This is a genomic window from Arthrobacter sp. P1_B3 (assembly GCF_056406615.1).
This window is the reverse complement of record NZ_JBFTZV010000004.1, coordinates 209,556-230,983: the sequence shown is the minus strand read 5'-3', so window position 1 is coordinate 230,983 and position 21,428 is coordinate 209,556. Positions and strand designations below refer to the sequence as shown.

General features: G+C 67.2%; 23 protein-coding genes. 13 read left to right on the top strand and 10 right to left on the bottom strand.

Features of this window, described 5'->3' with window-relative positions:
• The first annotated feature begins 58 nt into the window (after positions 1-58).
• The 5 genes from fdxA (at position 59) to AC1D2F_RS06645 (ending at position 4,590) form a co-directional block, all read left to right on the top strand.
• Complete coding sequence (gene fdxA, locus AC1D2F_RS06665) at positions 59-385, top strand: ferredoxin (RefSeq protein ID WP_026266493.1); 327 nt, start codon at positions 59-61, stop codon at positions 383-385.
• A 12-nt stretch (positions 386-397) separates the two neighbouring features.
• Positions 398-1,546 carry a succinyldiaminopimelate transaminase gene (dapC, locus tag AC1D2F_RS06660; RefSeq protein WP_476966434.1) on the top strand — a complete coding sequence of 383 codons (1,149 nt, stop codon included), beginning with the start codon at positions 398-400 and terminating at the stop codon, positions 1,544-1,546.
• Positions 1,547-1,774: 228 nt separating this feature from the next.
• The gene (locus AC1D2F_RS06655; protein WP_028275687.1) at positions 1,775-3,058 is read left to right on the top strand and encodes a citrate synthase; all 1,284 of its coding nucleotides are present in this window, start codon (positions 1,775-1,777) and stop codon (positions 3,056-3,058) included.
• A gap of 194 nt (positions 3,059-3,252) precedes the next feature.
• Positions 3,253-3,930 carry a TetR/AcrR family transcriptional regulator gene (locus AC1D2F_RS06650; protein WP_476966433.1) on the top strand — a complete coding sequence of 226 codons (678 nt, stop codon included), beginning with the start codon at positions 3,253-3,255 and terminating at the stop codon, positions 3,928-3,930.
• Between the two features lie 48 nt (positions 3,931-3,978).
• Positions 3,979-4,590, top strand: coding sequence for a hypothetical protein (locus AC1D2F_RS06645; RefSeq protein ID WP_364745712.1), 612 nt, complete (start codon positions 3,979-3,981; stop codon positions 4,588-4,590).
• 21 nt (positions 4,591-4,611) lie between these two features.
• On the opposite strand, the gene AC1D2F_RS06640 is transcribed toward AC1D2F_RS06645, so the two are convergent.
• Both AC1D2F_RS06640 and dapD read right to left on the bottom strand, forming a co-directional pair.
• The gene (locus AC1D2F_RS06640; protein ID WP_476966432.1) at positions 4,612-5,463 is read right to left on the bottom strand and encodes a hypothetical protein; all 852 of its coding nucleotides are present in this window, start codon (positions 5,461-5,463) and stop codon (positions 4,612-4,614) included.
• A 110-nt stretch (positions 5,464-5,573) separates the two neighbouring features.
• Complete coding sequence (gene dapD, locus AC1D2F_RS06635) at positions 5,574-6,584, bottom strand: 2,3,4,5-tetrahydropyridine-2,6-dicarboxylate N-succinyltransferase (RefSeq protein WP_229995010.1); 1,011 nt, start codon at positions 6,582-6,584, stop codon at positions 5,574-5,576.
• A gap of 133 nt (positions 6,585-6,717) precedes the next feature.
• On the opposite strand from dapD, the gene dapE reads away from it, so the two are divergent.
• On the top strand, positions 6,718-7,878 hold the full coding sequence (gene dapE, locus AC1D2F_RS06630; protein ID WP_414645489.1) for a succinyl-diaminopimelate desuccinylase: 1,161 nt from the start codon (positions 6,718-6,720) through the stop codon (positions 7,876-7,878).
• Positions 7,879-7,996: 118 nt separating this feature from the next.
• Here dapE and AC1D2F_RS06625 read toward each other — a convergent pair whose 3' ends face one another.
• The 4 genes from AC1D2F_RS06625 to AC1D2F_RS06610 all read right to left on the bottom strand — a co-directional run bounded on the left by AC1D2F_RS06625 (position 7,997) and on the right by AC1D2F_RS06610 (position 11,278).
• Positions 7,997-8,833 carry an amino acid ABC transporter permease gene (locus tag AC1D2F_RS06625; RefSeq protein WP_229995009.1) on the bottom strand — a complete coding sequence of 279 codons (837 nt, stop codon included), beginning with the start codon at positions 8,831-8,833 and terminating at the stop codon, positions 7,997-7,999.
• A complete protein-coding gene (locus tag AC1D2F_RS06620) occupies positions 8,830-9,480 on the bottom strand; it encodes an amino acid ABC transporter permease (RefSeq protein ID WP_229995008.1) in 651 nt (216 codons plus the stop codon). Before AC1D2F_RS06620 ends, AC1D2F_RS06625 begins: the two co-directional genes overlap by 4 nt.
• A gap of 99 nt (positions 9,481-9,579) precedes the next feature.
• Entirely contained in the window at positions 9,580-10,464 is an 885-nt protein-coding gene (locus AC1D2F_RS06615) for a glutamate ABC transporter substrate-binding protein (RefSeq protein ID WP_229995007.1), read from the bottom strand.
• A 58-nt stretch (positions 10,465-10,522) separates the two neighbouring features.
• Entirely contained in the window at positions 10,523-11,278 is a 756-nt protein-coding gene (locus AC1D2F_RS06610; RefSeq protein WP_229995006.1) for an amino acid ABC transporter ATP-binding protein, read from the bottom strand.
• 208 nt (positions 11,279-11,486) lie between these two features.
• Between AC1D2F_RS06610 and AC1D2F_RS06605 the strand changes: the two genes are divergently transcribed.
• The 4 genes from AC1D2F_RS06605 to AC1D2F_RS06590 all read left to right on the top strand — a co-directional run bounded on the left by AC1D2F_RS06605 (position 11,487) and on the right by AC1D2F_RS06590 (position 14,557).
• Positions 11,487-12,371 carry an LOG family protein gene (locus tag AC1D2F_RS06605; RefSeq protein WP_229995005.1) on the top strand — a complete coding sequence of 295 codons (885 nt, stop codon included), beginning with the start codon at positions 11,487-11,489 and terminating at the stop codon, positions 12,369-12,371.
• Positions 12,372-12,421: 50 nt separating this feature from the next.
• Positions 12,422-12,778 carry a DivIVA domain-containing protein gene (locus tag AC1D2F_RS06600; RefSeq protein WP_364745725.1) on the top strand — a complete coding sequence of 119 codons (357 nt, stop codon included), beginning with the start codon at positions 12,422-12,424 and terminating at the stop codon, positions 12,776-12,778.
• 101 nt (positions 12,779-12,879) lie between these two features.
• Positions 12,880-14,121, top strand: coding sequence for a hypothetical protein (locus AC1D2F_RS06595; RefSeq protein ID WP_229995015.1), 1,242 nt, complete (start codon positions 12,880-12,882; stop codon positions 14,119-14,121).
• Positions 14,122-14,389: 268 nt separating this feature from the next.
• On the top strand, positions 14,390-14,557 hold the full coding sequence (locus AC1D2F_RS06590) for a DUF3117 domain-containing protein (protein ID WP_079550332.1): 168 nt from the start codon (positions 14,390-14,392) through the stop codon (positions 14,555-14,557).
• Positions 14,558-14,682: 125 nt separating this feature from the next.
• On the opposite strand, the gene AC1D2F_RS06585 is transcribed toward AC1D2F_RS06590, so the two are convergent.
• Positions 14,683-15,315 (bottom strand): O-methyltransferase, encoded by a 633-nt coding sequence (locus AC1D2F_RS06585; RefSeq protein WP_229995003.1) that lies wholly within the window; start codon positions 15,313-15,315, stop codon positions 14,683-14,685.
• Between the two features lie 273 nt (positions 15,316-15,588).
• Between AC1D2F_RS06585 and sigE the strand changes: the two genes are divergently transcribed.
• The 3 genes from sigE to AC1D2F_RS06570 all read left to right on the top strand — a co-directional run bounded on the left by sigE (position 15,589) and on the right by AC1D2F_RS06570 (position 18,068).
• Positions 15,589-16,242 carry an RNA polymerase sigma factor SigE gene (gene sigE / locus AC1D2F_RS06580; RefSeq protein ID WP_476966431.1) on the top strand — a complete coding sequence of 218 codons (654 nt, stop codon included), beginning with the start codon at positions 15,589-15,591 and terminating at the stop codon, positions 16,240-16,242.
• A gap of 116 nt (positions 16,243-16,358) precedes the next feature.
• The gene (locus AC1D2F_RS06575) at positions 16,359-17,591 is read left to right on the top strand and encodes a hypothetical protein (protein WP_476966430.1); all 1,233 of its coding nucleotides are present in this window, start codon (positions 16,359-16,361) and stop codon (positions 17,589-17,591) included.
• An 81-nt stretch (positions 17,592-17,672) separates the two neighbouring features.
• Positions 17,673-18,068, top strand: coding sequence for a twin-arginine translocase TatA/TatE family subunit (locus AC1D2F_RS06570; protein ID WP_476966429.1), 396 nt, complete (start codon positions 17,673-17,675; stop codon positions 18,066-18,068).
• 83 nt (positions 18,069-18,151) lie between these two features.
• Here the strand turns inward: AC1D2F_RS06570 and AC1D2F_RS06565 are convergent, their stop codons facing one another.
• The 3 genes from AC1D2F_RS06565 to AC1D2F_RS06555 are packed head-to-tail and all read right to left on the bottom strand — an operon-like array spanning position 18,152 to position 21,403.
• Positions 18,152-19,294, bottom strand: a complete 1,143-nt coding sequence (locus AC1D2F_RS06565; RefSeq protein ID WP_476966428.1) for an Mrp/NBP35 family ATP-binding protein — start codon at positions 19,292-19,294, stop codon at positions 18,152-18,154.
• 11 nt (positions 19,295-19,305) lie between these two features.
• Positions 19,306-20,139 (bottom strand): DUF1003 domain-containing protein, encoded by an 834-nt coding sequence (locus AC1D2F_RS06560; protein WP_414645490.1) that lies wholly within the window; start codon positions 20,137-20,139, stop codon positions 19,306-19,308.
• Positions 20,120-21,403 (bottom strand): magnesium transporter MgtE N-terminal domain-containing protein, encoded by a 1,284-nt coding sequence (locus AC1D2F_RS06555; RefSeq protein ID WP_229994998.1) that lies wholly within the window; start codon positions 21,401-21,403, stop codon positions 20,120-20,122. The genes AC1D2F_RS06560 and AC1D2F_RS06555 overlap by 20 nt, the downstream gene beginning before the upstream one ends.
• Positions 21,404-21,428: the final 25 nt, after the last annotated feature.

Genomic DNA, 21,428 nt, shown 5'->3' with positions numbered 1-21,428 from the left:
GCTCAGGCCGGGAAACCATCCGGCCGTTCGCCGGAACCAACGTGGAGAGGCCAGGGACGTGACGTACGTAATCGCGCAGCCGTGTGTAGATGTCAAAGACAAGGCATGCATTGAGGAGTGCCCCGTCGATTGCATCTACGAGGGTGAGCGTTCCCTGTACATCCACCCCGACGAGTGCGTGGACTGCGGTGCCTGCGAGCCGGTCTGCCCCGTGGAGGCGATCTACTACGAGGACGACACCCCCGAAGAATGGGCTGACTACTACAAGGCCAACGTCGAGTTCTTCGACGAACTCGGTTCCCCGGGCGGCGCCGCGAAGGTCGGGAACACCCACACCGACCACCCCATGATCGCCGCCCTGCCGCCGCAGAACCAAGACAACTAGGACGGCGCTACGGTGACATCCGCGGTGCGCACCTTCGGCCTGAGCCTGCCCGACTACCCGTGGGAGGCCATGGCGCCGTATCTCGCCACGGCAGCCCGGCACGCGGAAGGAGCCGTCAACCTTTCCATCGGAACCCCGGTGGACCCGACGCCGGCCCTCATCCAGGACGCGCTGCGCGCCGCCGCGGACGCTCCCGGCTATCCCACCGTCCACGGGACGCCGGCCCTGCGGGAAGCCATCGCCGGCTGGTTTGCGCGCCGTCGCGGCGTCCCCGGACTCGATCCGCAGGATGTGATGCCGACGGTGGGTTCCAAGGAACTCGTCGCGTGGCTGCCGTTCCTGCTCGGCCTGAGGCCGGGCGACGTCGTCGTCCGCCCCACGGTCGCGTACCCCACGTATGACATCGGTGCCACCTTCGCCGGTGCGGAGCAGATCGCCGCCGACGACCTCGACGAGCTCGACGCCGGCACCCGCGCCCGCGTGCGCCTGGTCTGGGTCAATTCACCGGCCAACCCCACCGGCAGCGTCCGGGACATCGCATCGCTGCGGCGGATCGTCCGGCAGGCGCGGGAGCTGGGCGCCGTCGTAGCGTCGGATGAATGCTACGCCGAACTCGGCTGGGGGGAGTGGGACGTCCAGCGCGGCGGCATCCCGGTCCCCAGCATCCTGGACCCGCAGGTCGCAGAAGGCTCCCACGAGGGCCTGCTTGCCGTCTATTCGCTGAGCAAACAGTCCAATGTGGCCGGCTACCGGGCGGCATTCGTCGCCGGTGATCCGGTGATCATGGCGAACCTGGTCAACAGCCGCAAGCACGCCGGGATGATCGTTCCCTATCCGGTCCAGGAAGCCATGCGGGTGGCCCTCGGCGACGACGCCCACGTCCAGGCCCAGAAGGACCTGTACAGGGGCCGGCGGGAACGGATCGTCCCGGCGCTGGAGGGTTTCGGCCTGGCGATCCGTGAGTCCAGTGCGGGCCTTTACCTGTGGGCCACCGCCGGCGAGGCGACGTGGGAAACCGTGGGCCGCCTCGCGGACCGCGGAATCGTCGTCGGCCCCGGGGTTTTCTACGGCGACGCCGGAAGCGGGTTCATCCGGGTGGCGCTGACCGCCAGCGACGAGCGGATCGACGCCGCCGTCTCGAGGCTGGCCCCGGACGCGTAACAATGCTGTGACGCGTGCCACATGTGGCGTGTTTTCGGCGTTATGGACGCCTTACGGATTAGTACCACCCGCGAAGTGAAGGTACTTTTTAACTGACGATCAATGGTGGCTTTCCACAAGAAGGCAGCGCAGCCTTTGGAAATCCTGTCCGCACAGGATCCGCGGGCAGCTTCACCAGATGTTGGACCAGCTTTCGACAGAGGCCCCGATGCCTCATGAGGAGACTCCATGACTGAAACCACCAGCGCAACCCTGCGCCATGCCGGCGGCGAGCTCGAACTCCCGCGCATCAAGGTTGTAGAAGGAAACGAAGGCTACGACGTTTCCAAGCTGCTGAAGCAGACCGGCGCCGTCGCCTTCGACCCCGGTTTCATGAACACCGCAGCCACCACCTCGGCCATCACCTACATCGATGGTGACGCTGGCATCCTGCGCTACCGCGGCTACCCGATTGAGCAGCTGGCCCAGCACTCGAGCTTCCTGGAAGTCTCCTACCTGCTGATCTACGGCAACCTGCCGACCCCCACCGAGCTGGAATCCTTCGACCAGAGGATCCGCCACCACACGCTGCTGCACGAGGAGCTCAAGGGCTTCTTCAGCGGCTTCCCCCGTGACGCCCACCCGATGCCGGTATTGTCCTCGGCCGTGTCCGCGCTCTCGACGTTCTACCAGGACTCGCTGGATCCGTTCAACGCGGAACAGGTGGAAGTGTCCACCATCCGTCTCATGGCCAAGATGCCGGTCATCGCCGCCTACGCCCACAAGAAGTCGATCGGGCAGCCGATGCTGTACCCGGACAACTCGATGAACCTGGTGGAGAACTTCCTGCGCCTCAGCTTTGGCCTGCCGGCCGAGCAGTACGAGGTGGACCCGGTTATCGCCAAGGCCCTGGACCTGCTGCTGATCCTGCACGCTGACCACGAGCAGAACTGTTCCACGTCGACTGTCCGCCTAGTCGGCTCCTCGAACGCCAACCTGTTCGCGTCCGTCTCCGCCGGCATCAACGCCCTCTTCGGCCCCGCCCACGGTGGTGCCAACGAGGCAGTCCTGAAGATGCTGCGCCAGATCCAGGCCGACGGCATCAAGCCTGAGGACTACATGGAGAAGGTCAAGAACAAGGAGGACGGCGTCCGCCTCATGGGCTTCGGGCACCGCGTCTACAAGAACTATGACCCGCGCGCCAAGATCATCAAGGCCACCGCCCACGAGGTCCTCAGCAAGCTCGGCGGAAATGACGAGCTCCTGGACATCGCCATGCGCCTTGAAGAGAAGGCCCTGGGCGACGACTACTTCATCCAGCGCAAGCTCTACCCCAACGTGGACTTCTACACCGGCCTGATCTACAAGGCCATGGGCTTCCCCGAAAAGATGTTCACGGTGCTGTTCGCAATCGGACGCCTGCCGGGCTGGATCGCCCAGTGGCGCGAGATGATCAGCGACCCCAACACCAAGATCGGCCGTCCGCGCCAGCTCTACGTCGGCGAGCCGGAACGCAACTACCCGTCGCTGTAGTCCGCCCGCCTGCCATGGCAGGCACGCGACAGCAAGCACGACGCCGGCCGCGCACCTCCTTGAGGCGCGCGGCCGGCGTCTTTCCCGGGGTGCGCCATGCCGCTGTGACCTGCGCCGCTGTGACCTGCGCCACGCGTCCGGAGGTGTCGGTGTGCCCTCAGGCGGCGGCGGCACGGACGTGCTAAAAAAGACCAGTGCCTAAATTTGTCGACGCCGTAATCCGGCGACAGGAAGTAGTTGACGCGGTCTTCAGGATCATCGCCGCGGATGGTCTTGAGCGGGCCTCCCTGCGGGAGGTTGCAGATGAAGCGCAGCTGGCTGTCGGCTCGGTGCGGCACTATTTCGCCAGCAGCGACGAGCTCCTGACCCACGCGTTCGCCGTGGTGGTAGACCGGATCGTCGGACGCCTCACGGACGCGGACTCCTTGCTGGGCGACCTGCTGCCAGGGTCGGCGGAGCACCAGGCTGCCCTCATGGCACTGCTGGGTGAGTTTCTTCCGGTGGACGAGGAACGGGCGGTCGACGCCTGCGTCTGGATGGCCTTCAAGAATGCGGCCCGGACCAAGCCGTTCCTGGCCGCCGAGGCCGACCGGAGCCATCGCGCGGTGGCAGCAGTCGTGGGCGGACTTATCCTGGGCCTGGCCGCCGGCACGATCGACCCCACCGACGCCGATGGCCCCGCCGGAGTCGACCAGCAGGTGCTCGTCACGGAGGCGGAGCTGCTGCTGGCCGTCCTGGACGGTCTGACGATGCACGCCCTCCTGCAGCCTGAGTGGATGACGGCTTTGATGTGCAAGGACGTGCTCGAAGCCCATCTTGAGGGCCTGAACCGCAGGCTGTCGGCAGGGCAGCTTGCCGTTAACGCGTCATAACAACAGGAATAGACTGAGATAGTACGTCTTGCCAAGGGAGGCAATTGGATGCACCACACCGGCGGACCTGGCTGGCGGATCACGATGGATACTTCTGGTCCCATGCTGATTGCCCTTTACGTTCGTGACGCTGCCGGTCTGGACACTGCGGGGCACCCGGCGCTGTGCCACGCGGCCCCGAAGATCCGCGCCGCGGACCACTCTCATCTGATCGCCGAGGTTGGCGGCCCGGCGGCGCTCAAGACCGAATGGGAGGCCTGGTGGGAACAGCTGCTGAAGGCCTATCCGGAAATGTCCCCCGAGCTCTCCCCGCCGGGTTTCCGTGCCTTCGGCAATTCGCCGGCGCTCCGGCGCGTGCTGCAGGCCCACTTCGGGGCGGCCCTGACATGGGCCCGGGAACGCCGCGCGGAATACCTGGCCCTCGAGGCGGAGCGCGAAGCCAACGGCAACAACGAACTGCTGGCCGACATGGTGGAGGACCGCCTGCTTGACGTGGGACGCGCGTCAAAGGATTTCGGCCTGACGATCATCGAACTCCCGCTTGCGGAGCCGCGGGCCTGGTACCTGGAGCCCGACAAGATCATCATGAGCCGCGAGCTGTTGTCCCAGCCGGAGCTGTTCCGCAGCTACGTGCAGCCGGTGGTCGACCTACTGGTCTGAATTCGTGCAGCCCGCCGGGGCTCAGGCGCCGGGCGCGCCGGCGACGGTTACCCGGACCTGGCCGGCCGGGACTGAAGCCGGCTGCCAGCCGTCGCGGGACTGCCGGTTCCAGGCCCGGCCGTCGACCTCGACGTTGGTGATGGCGAGCTCCTTGGCGTTGGCCACTGCCCACTGCCCCACAGCCCAGGCCTGGGTCCCTTCGGCATCGACGAGCAGCGTCCGGCCGTTGGTGGACGTCTGGACGTCCCCAAGCGCAGCGGTCAGCTCTGAGGTGACGGCAGCGGGATCCCCGGCGGTGTCGGCGGACCGCAGCGAGCAGTCCAGGCCTGCGGGCGTCTGGCCGCTCAGGGCGGAGGCGAACGCACGGGCCATCGGCTCATGCTGGGCATAGGCGTCCGGGTATGCCGAGCGTTGGACCTGCTGGGCGGCATCGGTGATCTCCAGCGACTCGTACCCGGAGATCTCGACGAGCGCATCGTAGAAAGCATTGCTGGCGTGGTAAGGGTCCATCACCTGCGCCGTGGTGCCCCAGCCCTGGGACGGCCGCTGCTGGAACAATCCGCGCGAGTCGGGGCCGGCCTGGTCGCCATGGCCGATGTTGCGCAGTTTGGATTCCTGCATCGAGGTGGCCAGCGCGATGCTGGCGGCCCGGGCGGGAAGCCCGCGCCGGACAGCGACGGCGGTGATGAGGGAAGCGTTGGCCGCCTGGTCGGTGGCGAGGTCATCGCCGCCGCTGCCCGCGGCCGTGCAGCGTTCGGTGATCAACGTTTCCGATCGCTGCAGGAACGCCACCGCGGTGTAGATCGCGCCGGCGACCATCGCTAGGGTCAGCAGAAGAACGATCCGGCGCCGCCAGCTCCCTCTTCGTGCCACGAACTTACTCCCTCAGGCCCTTGCGGGCTGCGTCTTCGGCTGCTTCATCGTTGGGGGTTGACCCCGCCGGGCGGTCTTCGCCGCCCGCCATACCGTACCAGCCGGTGCGGTCAGTTGGCGTGCAGGGCCTCGTTGAGCTCCACGGTCTGCCCCTTGCGGGGGAGGACCTCAACCTCGCCGGTGGTGGAATTGCGGCGGAAGAGCAGGTTCGGAACCCCGGAAAGCTCCACGGCCTTGACGATCCGGCTGGTGTCTTCACCGTCGGCGTCCTTGGGGCCGATCACACGCACACGGGTGCCGGCGGTGACGTAGAGCCCGGCTTCGACGACGGAGTCGTCGCCGATGCTGATGCCCACGCCGGAGTTGGCGCCGAGGAGGACCCGCTCGCCGAGGGCGATCTTTTCCTTGCCGCCGCCGGAGAGGGTTCCCATGATCGAGGCCCCGCCGCCGACGTCGGACCCGTCACCGGCGACGACGCCGGCCGAGATCCGGCCCTCCACCATGGAGGTGCCCAGCGTTCCGGCATTGAAGTTCACGAAGCCCTCGTGCATGACGGTGGTGCCTTCGGCCAGGTGCGCACCCAGCCGGACCCGGTCGGCGTCGGCGATCCGGACGCCGGAGGGAACCACGTAGTCGACCATGCGCGGGAACTTGTCCACACCGAAGACGGTGACGGCGCCGCGCTTGCGCAGGCGCGCCCGGGTCAGTTCGAAGTCCTCCACGGCGGCGGGGCCGAAGTTGGTCCACACCACGTTGGGGAGCTTGCCGAAAATGCCGTCGAGGTTGATGCTGTTGGGCTGGACGAGCCGGTGGGAGAGCAGGTGCAGGCGAAGGTAGGCGTCCGCCGTGTCCGCGGGTGCTTCGTCCAGGTTGATCTGGGCGAAGACAACCTTCTGCTCGGTGCCCCGGTCCGGGTCGATGCCGCCGGCGGCGATGTCGATCAGCGACTGGTCCGCGTTCTCGAGCTCGCGCAGGTGCTCCTCCGCGATTCCGAGCGCGGGCGCCGGGAACCATACGTCCAGCACGGTGGCATCACCGTTGCGGGTGGACACGGTGGCCACGCCGTAGCCGAAGGCGGAGCGGGCGTCGGTGGGCACAGCGGAAGCAGCAGTTTCAGTCATGGCCCAAGTCTAACGAGAGGGCCCGCGGGCGCTGAAACGTGAGACGCCCAAGTGACAGGAGACGCTCGCCACCTATGCATGGGGACGGCACCTGTTGCGGCCCCGCGGGAAGGCGAACAGATAAAGTGGGACGGTGACCCCCACGAACCCGCGCACCCCTGCCACTGCCAGCGTCCCTGTCCGCACTCCGGTCCACTTGGACCTCCGCCAGGACGTAGCCCTGCTCACAGCCGCCCTGATTGACATCAACAGCGTCTCCGGCAACGAAAAGGTCCTGGCAGACGCCGTGGAACATGCCCTGCGCCTGCTGCCGCAGCTGGAGCTGGTCCGCGACGGCGATTCGATCATCGCCCGCACCAACCTCGGCCGCACCGAGCGCGTCATCCTTGCCGGGCACCTGGACACCGTGCCGCTCCCCATCACCGAGGGCTCGCTCGGGACCGTGCCGGCGTACTGGCCCTCCGGGGCCCCGGGGGAGGGGATCCTCTACGGCCGCGGCGCCACCGACATGAAGGGCGGCGTCGCCGTGCAGCTGGCGCTGGCCGCCACCATGTTCGACGCCGGGGCGGCGCCGGACAAGGACGTCACGTTCGTCTTCTACGACCACGAGGAAGTCGAGGCCGTGAAGAGCGGCCTCGGCCGGCTGGTGCGCAATCACGGATCCCTGCTCGGCGGCGACTTCGCGATCCTGCTCGAGCCAACCGACGGGACGGTGGAGGGCGGCTGCAACGGCACCAGCCGCTTCGAGGTGACCATGCGCGGCGAGGCTGCCCACTCGGCCCGGGCCTGGATGGGCAGCAACGCCATCCACGCCACGGCCCCGATCCTGGCCCGGCTGGCGGCGTATGAGCCGCAGACCGTGACGGTTGACGGCCTGGACTACCGCGAAAGCCTCAACGCCGTGAAGATTAACGGCGGCACGGCCGGCAACGTCATTCCGGACAAGTGCGTGGTGGAAATCAACTACCGCTTCGCGCCGGACAAGACCCCGGACGGGGCCGAGGCCGTCGTGCGCGAACTGCTGGACGGATTCGACGTCGTGCGCACCGACAGCGCCGCCGGGGCGCGGCCGGGACTGCACCACCCCGCCGCCGCGTCGTTCGTCGTCGCCGTGGGCGCGGAGCCGAAGCCCAAGTACGGCTGGACCGACGTCGCACGGTTCAGTGAGCTCGGCATTCCCGCGGTGAACTTCGGACCCGGCGACGCGCTGCTGGCGCACAAGGACAACGAACACGTCGAGGCAGACGCCATCAGGGAATGCCTGCGGGCGCTGCGGATCTGGCTCGGCGCCTAGCAGCGCACAGCGCAAGCCAAGCACGCACGAACGGGGCAACGGCACGCAGGAAGCCCGCAACGCACAAAGGGTCCGGAACCTCCGAGAGGTTCCGGACCCTTTTGTGGGTGGACGGGCTTTACTTGGCCGCAGGGATCCCGGCGACCGGCACGTGCGCCACGCCGCCGGCGGCCCGCTTGGAGCCGCGGCGTTCGAGCCAGATGGCCAGGCGGGAGACCGCCAGGTCGATCGCGATGTAAATGGCCGCGGCCACGAAGAACACCGGGAACAAGTACTGCGGGCCCAGGAAGTCGGCCATGACCTGCACGGCCCGGAGCAGCTCGCCGTAGGCGACGATGTAGCCGAGCGAGGTGTCCTTCAGCAGCACCACGAGCTGCGCGACCAGCGAGGGCAGCATGCGCCGAATGGCCTGCGGCAGCTCGATGGTCAGCCGGCACTGGAAACTGGTGAGGCCGATCGCCAGGCCGGCCTCACGCTGGCCTTTGGGCAGCGACTGGACGCCGGCACGGATGATCTCGGCGAAAATCGCCGAGTTGTAAAGGACCAGGCCGGCGACCACGGCGATGAATGAGCTGGTGGCAAAGACGAGCAGCACGAACAGCATCATGAGCACCACGGGCATGCCGCGCAGGAATTCCAGCACGATCCGGGTGGGCACCCTGACCCAGGCGTTGTCCGAGATGCGCAGCAGGCACAGGAGCAGGCCCAGCGGGAAGGCAATCACGGCCGCCACCGCCGCGGCGGCGAGCGTGGCGCCGATGCCGGCGGCGATCAGGGCCCAGACCTCGGGGAGCTGGAAGACCGCCCAGCGTTTGGGGTCGAAGATTCCCTGCTGGGCGAGGGTCATGACTGCCAGGACGAGCAGGCCGCCGATCACGATCACGCCGATGATGGAACCGATCAGCGAAATCCGACGGGCTTTGGGGCCGGGGACGTCATAGAGAACAGAGCTCATCGTGCGATCGCCACCTTTCGTTCAACGACGCTGGCGAGGTAGCCCAGCGGGATGGTTATCAGCAGGTAGAAGAATGCGACGCCGACCAGAACCCACATCACGGCGTCGCCGTTGGCGTTGGCCAGCTGCTTGCCCTGGCCGAAGAGTTCCAGCACATAGAACGCGCCGGCCACAGAGGAGTTCTTGACCAGGGCGATCAGAATGTTGATCAGCGGCGGGATCACGGTGCGCAGGGCCTGCGGCAGGATGATCAGGGAGAGCACCTGGCTGAAGTTCATACCGATGCTGCGGGCGGCCTCCGCCTGGCCCACCGGGACACTGTTGACGCCGGAGCGCACGGCCTCGGCGATGAAGGCCGAGGTGTAGGCGCTCAGGGCGATGATGGCGGCGACCTCGAACTGTTGGAACGTGACGCCGAGGCGGGGCAGAACCACCGCCGCGAAGAAGAACGCGATGGTCAGCGGCGTGTTCCGGACGATCTCGACGTACGTCATGCTGAAGCCGCGCAGCGCGGCGACGGGCGAGACGCGGGCGGCCGCCAGTACGGTGCCGAAGACCAAGGCGATAATTCCCGAGACCACGGACAAGAAGAGGGTTCGGAGAAAACCGTCCCAATACTGGGGGAGGTTTTCAATGATGACGTCCATAAGTTCCTTCAGCTGCGTTGAGGGGATTCCAGGCGAAAGACGGGAGTGGCGGCCGCCGGGCTGCGATGGATCCGCAGGCCCGGCAACCGCCACAGCCGACTAGTAGCGGTCGATCGTGGGAAGCGCGGGCGCGGTCTTGATGACGGTACCGGCGGTGTCCTCCCAGGCCTTCTTGTAGGACCCGTCCTTGTCGAAGGCCTCCAGCTGGTCATTGATCCACATGCGGAACGCGGTGTCGTCCTTCTTCAGGCCAATGCCGTACGGCTCCTTGGTGAAGGTCTGATCCGATGCCAGCTTGAAGGCGTCCGGTTCCTTGGACACGAAACCGGCAAGGATGACGTTGTCGGTGGTGACCGCTTCAACCTGCTTGTTCCGCAGCGGCTCCAGGCAGGCGGAGTACGTTGCGGCCGGCACCAGCACTGCTCCGTACTTCTCGACGATCGTCGAGGCCGGGGTGGAACCGGTCACGGAGCAGACGTTCTTGCCCTTGACGTCCTCGGGCTTGGTGATGGAATTGTTGTCCTTGTTCACCATGAGGGCCTGTCCGGCCTCGTAATACGGTCCGCCGAAGTCGACTTCGGCCTTGCGCTTGTCGTTGATGGTGTAGGTGGCGACGATCATGTCCACCTTGCCCTGCTTGATGAATTGCTCGCGGTTGGCGGAGACAGTTTCAACCCACTCGATCTTGTCGGCGGGGATGCCCAGCTTGGCGGCCACCAGCTTGCCGATTTCGACGTCGAAGCCGATCGGCTTGCCGTCAAGGCCCTTCTGGCCGAAGAGCGGCTGGTCGAACTTGGTACCGATGGTGATCTTGCCCGCGGATGCAAGCTTGGCCATGGTGGAATCGGCGGCAAAGCTCGGCTTCTCGGCTACGGGCGGGTTGGTGGTCGTGGAGGAGCTGCCGCCACAGGCGCTCAGGCTGAGCGCCAGTGCTGCGGAAGCGGCAACCAGAAGGGATTTCCTTCGGGTCAAAAATGCCTTCATGACATTCCTTTCATTGGGCGGCCGCCGTCCGGCGGCCAGGGTGCGAACTCGTAGTCGGTCAGTGTGTCAGCAGCTTGGACAGGAAATCCTTGGCCCGGTTGCTCTTGGGGTTGTTGAAGAACTCCTCCGGGGTCGCGTCCTCGACGATCTGGCCGTCGGCCATAAACACGACGCGGTCGGCCGCCTTGCGGGCGAAGCCCATCTCGTGGGTGACCACGATCATGGTCATGCCTTCCTTGGCGAGCTGGACCATGACGTCCAGGACCTCGTTGATCATTTCCGGGTCGAGGGCCGAGGTGGGCTCATCGAAGAGCATCACCTTTGGCTTCATGGCCAGGGCGCGGGCGATGGCCACACGCTGCTGCTGGCCACCGGAGAGCTGGGCCGGAAGCTTGGGGGCCTGCTGCCCGACGCCGACGCGCTCCAGCAGTGCCATGGCGTCCTTGTCGGCCTCGCCCTTGGGGACGCCCTTGACCTTGATGGGGCCGAGGGTGATGTTTTCCAGGATGGTCTTGTGGGCGAACAGGTTGAAGGACTGGAAGACCATGCCGACGTCGGCGCGCAGCTTCGCCAGTTCCTTGCCCTCCGCGGGCAGTTCCTTGCCATCGATCTTGATGTCGCCGTCGTCGATGGTCTCGAGGCGGTTGATGGCGCGGCAGAGCGTCGACTTGCCGGAACCCGAGGGGCCGATGACAACAACAACCTCACCCTTGCGGACGTTCAGGTTGATGTCCTTCAGGACGTGCAACTGGCCGTAATGCTTGTTCACGGCCTTCAGGGAGACGAGGGCATCGCCGGGCACTTGAGTAGTCATAGAACGAATCTAGCGAAGATTGACGCAATATGACCGCAATCACTCGGTTTAGTGCAGATCGTGATTCAAGAGATACCTGCACGTCAGCGTCGCCTGCGGGGCGTCCGCCGGCCTCCCTGCGGCCTCCCGCCCCGGTCCCCGGCCGCCGCCTGCTGCCGCTCCCGCGTCGACGCGCCGACGCGGCGTCGGCCGAGTTCCGCGCTAGCCTATGGGCATGAGTACCGATCCGCAGCACGGCCCCAAGCAAAACGCAGAACAGCAGCCCGCCGGAAAGCCGGCCCGCGAGGCCCGCACCACCCCGGCGCCCAACGGTATCCGCCACAAGGGCCCGCTTGAGCTGCGCCGCAAGGCCGCGAAGGTCACGATGTCCGATCAGACCTTGCTGGACACCAAGGGACCGGGCCAGTTCATCCACACCGACCCCTGGCGCGTCCTGCGGATCCAGAGTGAGTTCGTGGAAGGATTCGGCGCCTTGGCCGATCTCGGCCCGGCGGTCAGCGTCTTCGGCTCCGCCCGCACCGTGCCGGGGAGCCGGAACTACGAGCTCGGCGTCGAGGTCGGACGCCGGCTGGCCGAGGCCGGACTGGCCGTGATCACGGGCGGCGGACCCGGGTCGATGGAGGCCGCGAACAAGGGCGCCGTGCAGGGCAATGGCGTCTCCGTGGGACTCGGGATCGAACTGCCCTTCGAGCAGGGCATGAACCAGTGGGTGGACCTGGGCATCAACTTCCGGTACTTCTTCGCCCGCAAGACCATGTTCGTCAAGTATGCCCAGGGCTTCATCGTGCTCCCCGGCGGCCTCGGCACCCTGGATGAGCTCTTCGAAGCCATGGTCCTGGTCCAAACCCGCAAGGTCACGTCCTTCCCGATCGTGCTGCTGGGAACGGCTTTCTGGAGCCCTATGCTCGCGTGGGTCCGGGACACACTGGTCGCGGAGGGGATGGTTTCGGCCGAAGACCTGGACCTCGTGCAGGTGGTGGATGACCCCGCGCTGGCCGTCGAGCTGGTCGTGGAGGGCGCCGCCCGACACCGGAACCCGAACAGCGGCTCCACCAACGGCGGCGGCACCGTGAGCACCAAGGGAAACGGCTAAGGAACGCGGGGCTGACCCGTCCGGCCGCCGGCGTCTGGCACGATGGTCTAGTGAGTCTCTTCCTGGTCTTCCTGGCGATTGTGCTGATCGGCGTCGCCGTCCTCCTGGGCACCGGCCTGGCGCCGAAAATCTTCCGCCGACACCGGGACGGCGGTGCCGGCGAGTCCTTTGACGACGGTTTCGATGAGCCGGTCGCATCCCTGCCGCCGGTGCTGCTCCCCGAGCGCGCGGCCGCGGCGGATATCGACCGTCTGCGCTTCGCCGTCGGACTCCGCGGGTACCGGATGGACCAGGTGGATCAGGTCCTCGATGATCTGCGGGACCAGATCATCGCCAAGGACCAGAAGATCGAGGCCCTCGGGGAGGAACTGGAACGCCTCCGTCCGCCGACCGAAGAGCGTCCGTGAGCCACGTGGAAGACCCGGAGACTGTCGCCGAGCCTGAGGCCCTGAAACCGCAGGGATTGAACGCGGCGCTGTGGAGCCGCATCGCGGCCGCGGGCGCCCGTATGGCGCGGTGGCCGTGGTGGGTGCAGGTCGCCGGCCTGTACATCGCCGCCCGGCTGGTGAGCGCCTGCATCTTCATGGCTGCCGCCCTGCACCAGGGCGTGAATCCGTGGTTTCCCGCCAAGCCCGACTATTGGAACTTCATCAATATCTGGGACGCCCGCTGGTATGCCGAAGCGCTCCAGGCAGGGTATCCGGCGCTTCTGCCGACCGACGACGCCGGCACCGTCCAGGAGAACACGTGGGCCTTCTACCCCCTGTTTCCCGTGCTGGGCCGGGTGGTTTCCGGGCTCACAGGCACGGGTCCGGCGTGGTCGCTGACGGCCATTGCCCTGGTCTCCGGGATAGGCGCAGCCCTCGTGGCGTACAGGATTTTCCGGCACCGGGCCACGCACCGCTCAGCGCTCTGGGGGACCGTGTTCCTGGCGACTTTCCCGGTGGCGCCGGTCCTGCAGGTGCCTTACGCCGAATCCCTCAACCTGCTGCTGCTAGGCGCCGCGCTGCTGCTCGTCATGGAGCGCCGGTACCTGTGGGCCATGCCCGTCGTGGTCCTGATGTGCCTTTCCCGGCCAACCGGGGTTCCATTTGCCGTGATGCTGGGGCTGTTGTTGCTCTACCGCTTCTGGCAGCGCCTCGCGGCGCCACGCCTCACTGCGCAGGGCTTCGCCACGCAGGGCCCCACTGCGCAGGGTCTCACAACGCAGCGCCCGGACGGCGTTGCCGTCCCCAGCAACCCGGAGCTCTGGTCCCTGGCCGGCCTCACCGCCGTCAGCGGCATTGGCGCGCTGCTGTGGCCGGCCATCGCCTGGGCCGCGACCGGCGATCCGGGCGCCTACACCAAGACCGAAACCGCATGGCGCGGCGATGACCTGGTGCCGTTCAAGCCGTGGTTCGACGCCGGCATCATGCTGTTCGGGCCGACGCTCGGCGTGCTGGCACCCTTCGTGTTCGTTGCCGCGTTCACCCTGTTGATGATGTCCCGGCCCGTGGCCGCCCTTGGCACTGAACTGAGGCTCTGGTGCTGCTGCTACATGGGGTACCTGCTGGTCTTCCTGCACCCCCAGACCAGCACGTTCAGGATGCTGCTGCCGCTGTTCCCGCTCGCCCTCAGCGCCGCCCTTCTCTCGCGTTCCCGCGCCTACCGCGGTGCCGTGGTGGTCATGTTCGTGCTGTTGCAGATCGTGTGGATTGTGTGGCTGTGGGCGTGGGCGCAGCTGCCGGGCGGAGGGGACTATCCGCCGTGACGCACAGCACCATTTCGCGGTGCCGGACCGGCGTGGCGGGACGCGCTGGAAAGTCCAACGATTAGCTACGTGCGCATTGTTACGCGATAATAGAGGGTAAGCAAGGACAGAAGCACACTGAATAAAAGCAGACTGAGTATTCGGAAGCGATCTATTTGTGAGTTTGCCTGTCACGGCGGCCTGGAGGGCTGCCGGGCGGCTTGATTGGCCAAGCGGACGCAGCCCGGCCGGGCTGGTATGTCAGGGACTAATGGAGGGGATATTCCTTATGGCGGCAATGAAACCACGCACCGGCGACGGCCCAATGGAAGTGACGAAAGAGGGACGAAGCCTGATCATGCGTGTTCCGCTCGAAGGCGGGGGGCGGCTTGTAGTCGAACTCAATGCCGCTGAGGCGACAAACCTCAAGGAATGCCTCGTCGGCGTCACCGAATAGCGTCACGCCAAGAGCTTCGCAAAAGGGCGGGGTCCCGGCCAACAGGCTGCGGACCCCGCCCTTTTCTGTCTGCGCTTGACCTCTGCGTCGTGGCGGCGACTCTTTGGCTGCTGTTTCTTGGGCTGCTACTTCTTGACGGCGATCAGCAGGCCGTCGCCGGTGGGCAGCATCGCGGAGGCAAGGCGGTCGTCGTCGCGGATGGACTTGCCGATCTGGCGCAGCACCACCGTGGTGGCTTCCCGGGCGGCCGGATTCGCGACGCGGTCCTTGTCGAGGGCATCGTTGACGATCAGCAGGCCGCCGGACTTGAGCAGCCGCACGGCCTGTTCCACGTAACTGGGGTAGCTCGGTTTGTCGGCGTCGATGAACACAAGGTCGTAGGCCCCGTCCGTAAGGCGGGGCAGGACATCGCCGGCCCGGCCCGAAATGGTGCGGGTGCGGTTGGCGGGGCTGCCTGCTTCCTGGAACGCTTCGCGGGCGGCCTTGAGGTGTTCGACGTCGACGTCGATGGTGGTCAGGACAGCCTGCGGGCCCAGCCCGCGCAGGATGCACACGCCGGACACTCCCGCGCCGGTGCCGATCTCCACCGCGGTCTGTGCCTTGGACGCCGCCGCCAGCACAGTCAGCACGGCGCCCACGCCGGGACCGATCGGGGTCACGCCAAGCTCGAAAGACCGTTCGCGCGCGTGCAACAGGACCTCATCCTCGGCAGGCAGATCTTCTGCGTAGGACCAGCTCGTGGACTTATCGGCGCTCATGGGATATCGCTTTCTGGGCGGCAGGGGAGTGTTCACTACAGCGTACTGTGTCCGGCGGGACGGGACAGGGAGGCGCCAGCACCGTGGCCCCGGCAGGAGGGGAGCAGTTCTGCCTTCGGCGGAAGACCGCGATGGATCAGGAAATTCCCAGCTTATTTTGAAATGATGGGTATCCGCTCATCCGCGTGGTGATCGGCGTCGAATGAAGGGTGCAGGAACCTGTGCGAGCAGGCACAATTCAGGCGTAGGTACCATCCATGAGGGGAGCGGACGATGTCGATTCTGGCACCTGTCCCGGCAACTGAGGCAACTGATTCAACCGGCCAGTCACGGACCGCGGCGGACGCCGAATGGGTCCGGCCGACCTGGGAGGAAGTGGTGACGAACCACTCCGCCAAGGTCTACCGCCTTGCGTACCGGCTGACCGGAAACAAGTACGACGCCGAGGACCTCACCCAGGAGGTGTTTGTCCGCGTCTTCCGTTCGCTGGAGAACTTCAAGCCGGGCACGCTGGACGGCTGGCTGCACCGGATCACCACCAACCTGTTCCTGGACCAGGCGCGGCGCAAGAGCAGGATCCGCTTTGACGCCCTGGCCGATGACGCCGAGTCGCGGCTGCCGGGCCGGGAGCCCGGGCCGGAGCAAAGCTTCGAATTCAACAACCTCGACGTCGATGTTCAGGCGGCGCTCGAGGAACTTCCGCCGGACTTCCGCGCCGCCGTCGTGCTGTGCGACCTCGAGGGGTTGTCCTACGACGAGGTCGCCGCCGCGCTGGACATCAAACTCGGGACCGTCCGGTCCCGGATTCACCGCGGCCGGACCATGCTGCGTGAAAAGCTCGCGCACCGCGACCCGCGTCCGGCGCAGACGGCCAAGCAGTCCCTCAAGCCGCGGCTCAAGATGCCGCGCATCGCCGGCCTCCTCTGAACCTGTCAATGGGTTTGCTGAGACGTTTACTGGGAGGCTCTGGCTGCGGGTTCTGGGGCAGGACCGGCCGTGCCAGGATCGGCGCTACGAAATGGGCCGCCGGCCGCCATGATCATGTGGAATCGTGCGCCGAATGCCGTGCCCGGCAACAGCGCGAGCGCCAGTACCTCGAGAAGCTCCGCGGCGCCGCCGTGCCCGAGGCCAGCGAGGACCTGACCGCGCGGCTCCTGGCCCGGACCGGGCAGTTGGCCGCGGAACGCGCGGCGGCAGAACGGAAAGCCCCAGCGGAGCCGGAACGGACAGACGCGGAACAGACGGCCCTGGAACGGGCAGCGCCGGAACGGGCAGACGCGGAACGGACAGACCCCGCGGACACGGCGGCGACGGAACAGGGCGGCGCCCCTCGGTGGCCCTCAGGGCAGTTCCCCGCAGAATACTCCGTGCCGGAGCGGGCAGCGACCGCCGGAACGGCAGCCGGTAGCGCCGCCCCCCGCTCACAGGGCGAACGCCGCCGCGGCTCCCGCCTGCCAGTGCTGGCAGTCGGAGGAGCCGTCGCCGCCTTGGCCCTCATGACCGGAACCGCGTACGTCATGGGAGGCGACGACGCAGTCCCCGCCGACGGCGCGGGGGCTTCCGCCCTCGCGAACCCGGACATCGCCGGGCTGCCCGCCAGCCGTGAATCGCTCGGTGCGGGGGAGCTGTTCGACGCCGGCGGATCGGGCAGCCCTGGCGTCCCCGGGGCAGAGGGAACCGAGCCCCGTGTTGCGTTCGGCCTGGGCGGTGAGCCCGACTTCACCCCCGGCGGGACGCTGAGCACCGTGCAGCTTGCCGCGTTCCGCTCGCAGGGATGGACATGTCCGGAGCTGCATGACCTCGGATTCCACCTCATCTGGGCCCGCGCCGGCGCCATCGCCGGCAACGAGGTCCTGGAGCTTCGCCTCACGGACGGCCGGCACTATGCCACGGTCCTCGAACAGCACGCTGCGACCCGGGGCCCGGGTACGGCGCCCGCACCCGCCCGGGGCGAAGTTTCACCCATTAACGTGCTGACCGGACACGCCGCCGTGGCGGACGGCTTCACCCCGGCCAAGGCCGGCACGCCGTCGGGCGTACCCGAAACCGGAAATGGCACCCTTTGGGTCAACCCTGCCCCGCCCTACCGGGCCATCTACCAGACCTCCGCGGCCACGTACACGTACATTTCGGACCTGCCGGCCGAGCAGGCCGACGACGGCGTCGCCGCGCTCACCCGGGTCAGCAGCGGCACTGCGGTGCAGGCATCACGGAACGGAATTCCGGAGCGGATCGAGCGTGGACTGAGCCGAATCCTGGAGCACCTGGCCCCGTGAGGCAGGGACGGGCCGGACATGGTCGGCATTCGGCCTTCGCGAAGTCGTCGCCAGCCCGAACGAGAGGGTAATCTTCCTAAAGTGCTTGGAATCAATGGACCGGAGTTCTTACTTCTGCTGATCATCGGCCTTCTGGTGATTGGTCCCAGCCGGCTGCCCGAATACACCCAGAAACTTGCCAATATCGTCAAGGAAGTGCGCCGGATGGCGTCCGGTGCGCGGGAACAGATCAAAGAAGAAGTCGGCATCGACATCGATGAGGTCGACTGGAAGAAGTACGATCCCCGGCAGTACGATCCCCGCCGGATCATCAAGGAAGCGCTCCTGGACGACGACACCAAGCCGGTGAGCACGGGAGCCCCCACCACGGTGTCCGCGGCCGCCGCCGCGACGGCGGTCGCAGAGCGCCGTCCGGCGCGGGTTATCGAGCGGCTGCCCGAGGGCGAACCGGCACCCTTCGACTCAGAGGCGACCTAAGACCCCCAGCGGCGCCTGTGCCCTGATGGCGGGGTCCGGCCCCGACTCCGGGGCCCGGCGGCAGCAGCCTCCAGCGGGCGCCGTCAGCGGGGCTGCAGGCCCAGCGGCATACCCTTGAGTCCGCGGGGAACGGACGCCAGCTTGCCGGCGATTCCCGTCAGAGCCACGGCCGCAGGCGTCTCCGGACGGCCCAGCACCAGCGGCACCCCGGAATCCCCTCCTTCACGCAGCAGGACTTCGAGGGGAATCTGGCCCAGCAGGGGCACGTCCTCACCTACGGTGGCCGAGAGGCGCTCGGCGAGCACGGCGCCGCCGCCGCTGCCGAACAGTTCCATCCTGCCGCCGTCGGGCATTTCGAGGTATGACATGTTTTCCACGACGCCGGCCACGGTCTGGCCCGTCTGGGTCGCGATCGCGCCGGCCCGCTCGGCAACATCCGCGGCGGCCGCCTGCGGCGTGGTCACGACGAGGATCTGTGCCTTGGGCAGCAGTTGGGCGACGGAGATCGCGATGTCACCGGTGCCCGGGGGCAGGTCCAGGAAGAGGGCGTCGAGGTCGCCGAAGTAGACGTCCGTGAGGAATTGCTCGAGCGCCCGGTGCAGCATCGGGCCGCGCCAAGCCACGGGCTGGTTCCCGGTGACGAACATGCCGATGGAGATCACCTTGACCCCGTAGGCAACCGGCGGCAGGATCATATCGTCCACCCGCGTGGGGGCCTGCGTGATGCCCATCAGTCCCGGAACGGAGAAGCCGTAGACATCCGCGTCCACGATCCCGACACGGAGGCCCTGGGCAGCCAAGGCGCACGCCAGGTTGACTGTCACCGAAGACTTGCCCACGCCGCCCTTGCCGCTTGCGACTGCGTACACCCGGGTCAGCGAGCCGGGCGCGTTGAACGGGATGCCGCGCTGGCCGCCGGCGCCGCGCAGCCGCTCCTTGAGCGCGTCGCGCTGCTCCTGCGTCATGACTTTCAAGTCCACCTCGACGCCGGTGACGCCCGGGACGGCGGACAGGGCCGCCTCGGTGTCGGCTGAGATGGTGCCGCGTAACGGGCAGCCCGCGATGGTCAGAAGTACCACGATCCGCACGCGGCCGCCGTCGGTGATCTCCACGGACTCCACCATGCCGAGCTCGGTGATGGGGCGGCGGAGTTCAGGGTCGATCACGGTGGCGAGTGCGCCGTGCACGGCCTGGTCCAGGGACGTGCGCTCCAGCGGGGTGCTCATGCGGGCGATGCTCAGCTTTCGGGGATGGTGCGGTGTGCGGGCTGGCGGACGGGGTCGGAAATGGCCTCCGAAAGGTTCTCCGGCTTGCCCTGCGGCGGCTTCTCCCGCTTGGCCTCGGAAGGGTTCCCCGGTTTGTCCCCGGCAGGCTCCTTCGCCGGTTCATCCCGCTTGCCGCCCGCCTTAACGCGCGGGATCTGCTGGGTCCGGGGGCTCCGCTGCTTGTCGCGCCGCTCCTTCATCTTCTCCTTGACCTTATCCCGCGGGGTCTCGTGGACGCCGGCGGAAGGATCGTGGTTGCGCAGTTCCTCCTGGGCCTCCAGCATGTCCTCCAGCAGGCTGCGCAGCTCGGCGCGGACGTAGTCGCGGGTGGCGACCTCGCGCAGCGCGATGCGCAGGGAGGCAAGTTCCCGGGTCAGGTATTCGGTGTCGGAGAGGTTGCGTTCGGCCCGCTGGCGGTCCTGCTGGAGCGAGACCTTGTCCCGGTCGTCCTGGCGGTTCTGCGCGAGCAGCAGCAGCGGGGCGGCGTAGGAGGCCTGCAGGGACAGCATGAGGGTCAGCAGCGTGAAGCCGAGTGCCCGTGAGTCGAACTGCCATTCCTCCGGAGCCCACGTGTTCCAGCCCAGCCAGAAGAGGCAGAACACGGTCATGTACATCAGGAACTGGGGCGTGCCCATGAAACGGGCGAACCCTTCCGTGGCATGGCCGAAGGCGTCCGGGTCGGGACGGAAATTGGGCAGGATCCGCTGCCGGCCGCTCAGGGGCGTGTCGAGGCCGCCGGTTGTCCTGTTGCCAGGACGGACATTGGAGGTCCGTGGTGCTGTGGGATCAGCCAATGCGGCCTCCAAGCTTCCTTATCGGGGCGTCGTCATCGTGGGCGCGCCAGTCGTCCGGCAACAGATGATCAAGCACGTCGTCAACAGTCACCGCCCCCACAAGCCGTCCGTCCTCGTTGACAACGGGGAGTGAGTTGAGGTTGTACGTTGCCAGCGTGCGGGCGACCTCGCTGATGTGGGCCTGGTCGGAGACCGGTTCCAGGTTCTTGTCCACCAGGTTCCCCAGCGGTTCCGGCGGCGGAAAGCGCAGGAGCTGCTGGATATGGACGACGCCGAGGAAACGTCCCGTCGGGGTCTCCAGCGGTGGCCTGGCGACGAAGATTGAGGACGCAAGAGCGGGGGAGAGCTCCTCCCGGCGGACGTGCGCGAGTGCCTCGGCGACCGTTGCTTCCGGGGGCAGGATCACCGGCACGGGCGTCATGAGCCCGCCGGCGGTGTCCTCGTCGTATTCGAGCAGGCGGCGGACGTCCTCAGCGCCCTCGGGTTCCATCAGCTGCAGGAGTTCCTCGGCCTGCGCGCTCGGGAGCTCGGCAAGGAGGTCCGCGGCGTCGTCGGGGTCCATTTCCTCGAGGACGTCCGCGGCGCGGTTGACGTCCAGGGCGGAGAGGATCTCCACCTGGTCACCTTCCGGCATCTCCTGCAGGACGTCCGCGAGCCGCTCGTCCTGGAGTTCGCTGGCAACCTCGAAGCGGCGCTTGTCGCTCATTTCCTGCAGGGCTTCGGCGAAGTCGGCCGGCTTGAGGTCCTCGTGCGTGGCCACGAACTGGGTGGCGGCCTGCGGCTCGGTCTTGGCGCCCTGCAGTGCATCGGCCCAGTCGATGATCATGGTTTCGTTGCGGCGCAGCCGGCTCAGCGGCGAGAGGGAGTGGCCGCGGCGGACGAAGAGCTTGCTGACGAACCAGTCGCCGGAGCGATGCCGGTCCATGGCGATGTCCTCGATGGTCGCATCGCCGCTGCCGTCCGCGAGGGTCACCCTGCGGTCGAACATTTCCGCCACCACGAGGGTTTCCGCGCCGCGCTGTTCGAAGCGGCGCAGATTGACCAGACCGGTGCAGATGATCTGGGTTTGGTCGATGGACGTAATCCGGGTCATTGGGACGAACACGCGCTTCTTGCCGGGGACCTCGACGACGATGCCCACCACGTGCGGGGCGCCCCTGGTTCCGCGGGAGAGCACCACGACGTCGCGCAGCCGGCCCAGGCGGTCGCCCAATGGGTCGAAAACGTCCAGTCCGAGGAGGCGCGCGACAAACACTCGCGAAAGATTCGTGCTCACTCCTACAGGCTACCGAGTCTGCTCT

Excerpts from the sequence above, each read along its gene's own strand:
- AC1D2F_RS06565 (WP_476966428.1), bottom strand. The coding sequence starts at position 19,294 with ATGAGCACCCCGCTGGAGCGCACGTCCCTGGACCAGGCCGTGCACGGC.
- AC1D2F_RS06605 (WP_229995005.1), top strand. The coding sequence starts at position 11,487 with ATGGGCATGAGTACCGATCCGCAGCACGGCCCCAAGCAAAACGCAGAA.
- AC1D2F_RS06590 (WP_079550332.1), top strand. The coding sequence starts at position 14,390 with ATGGCGGCAATGAAACCACGCACCGGCGACGGCCCAATGGAAGTGACG.
- AC1D2F_RS06620 (WP_229995008.1), bottom strand. The coding sequence starts at position 9,480 with ATGGACGTCATCATTGAAAACCTCCCCCAGTATTGGGACGGTTTTCTC.
- AC1D2F_RS06610 (WP_229995006.1), bottom strand. The coding sequence starts at position 11,278 with ATGACTACTCAAGTGCCCGGCGATGCCCTCGTCTCCCTGAAGGCCGTG.
- dapD (WP_229995010.1), bottom strand. The coding sequence starts at position 6,584 with ATGACTGAAACTGCTGCTTCCGCTGTGCCCACCGACGCCCGCTCCGCC.
- AC1D2F_RS06625 (WP_229995009.1), bottom strand. The coding sequence starts at position 8,833 with ATGAGCTCTGTTCTCTATGACGTCCCCGGCCCCAAAGCCCGTCGGATT.
- AC1D2F_RS06585 (WP_229995003.1), bottom strand. The coding sequence starts at position 15,315 with ATGAGCGCCGATAAGTCCACGAGCTGGTCCTACGCAGAAGATCTGCCT.
- AC1D2F_RS06655 (WP_028275687.1), top strand. The coding sequence starts at position 1,775 with ATGACTGAAACCACCAGCGCAACCCTGCGCCATGCCGGCGGCGAGCTC.
- sigE (WP_476966431.1), top strand. The coding sequence starts at position 15,589 with ATGTCGATTCTGGCACCTGTCCCGGCAACTGAGGCAACTGATTCAACC.
- AC1D2F_RS06595 (WP_229995015.1), top strand. The coding sequence starts at position 12,880 with ATGGCGCGGTGGCCGTGGTGGGTGCAGGTCGCCGGCCTGTACATCGCC.
- AC1D2F_RS06645 (WP_364745712.1), top strand. The coding sequence starts at position 3,979 with ATGCACCACACCGGCGGACCTGGCTGGCGGATCACGATGGATACTTCT.
- AC1D2F_RS06615 (WP_229995007.1), bottom strand. The coding sequence starts at position 10,464 with ATGAAGGCATTTTTGACCCGAAGGAAATCCCTTCTGGTTGCCGCTTCC.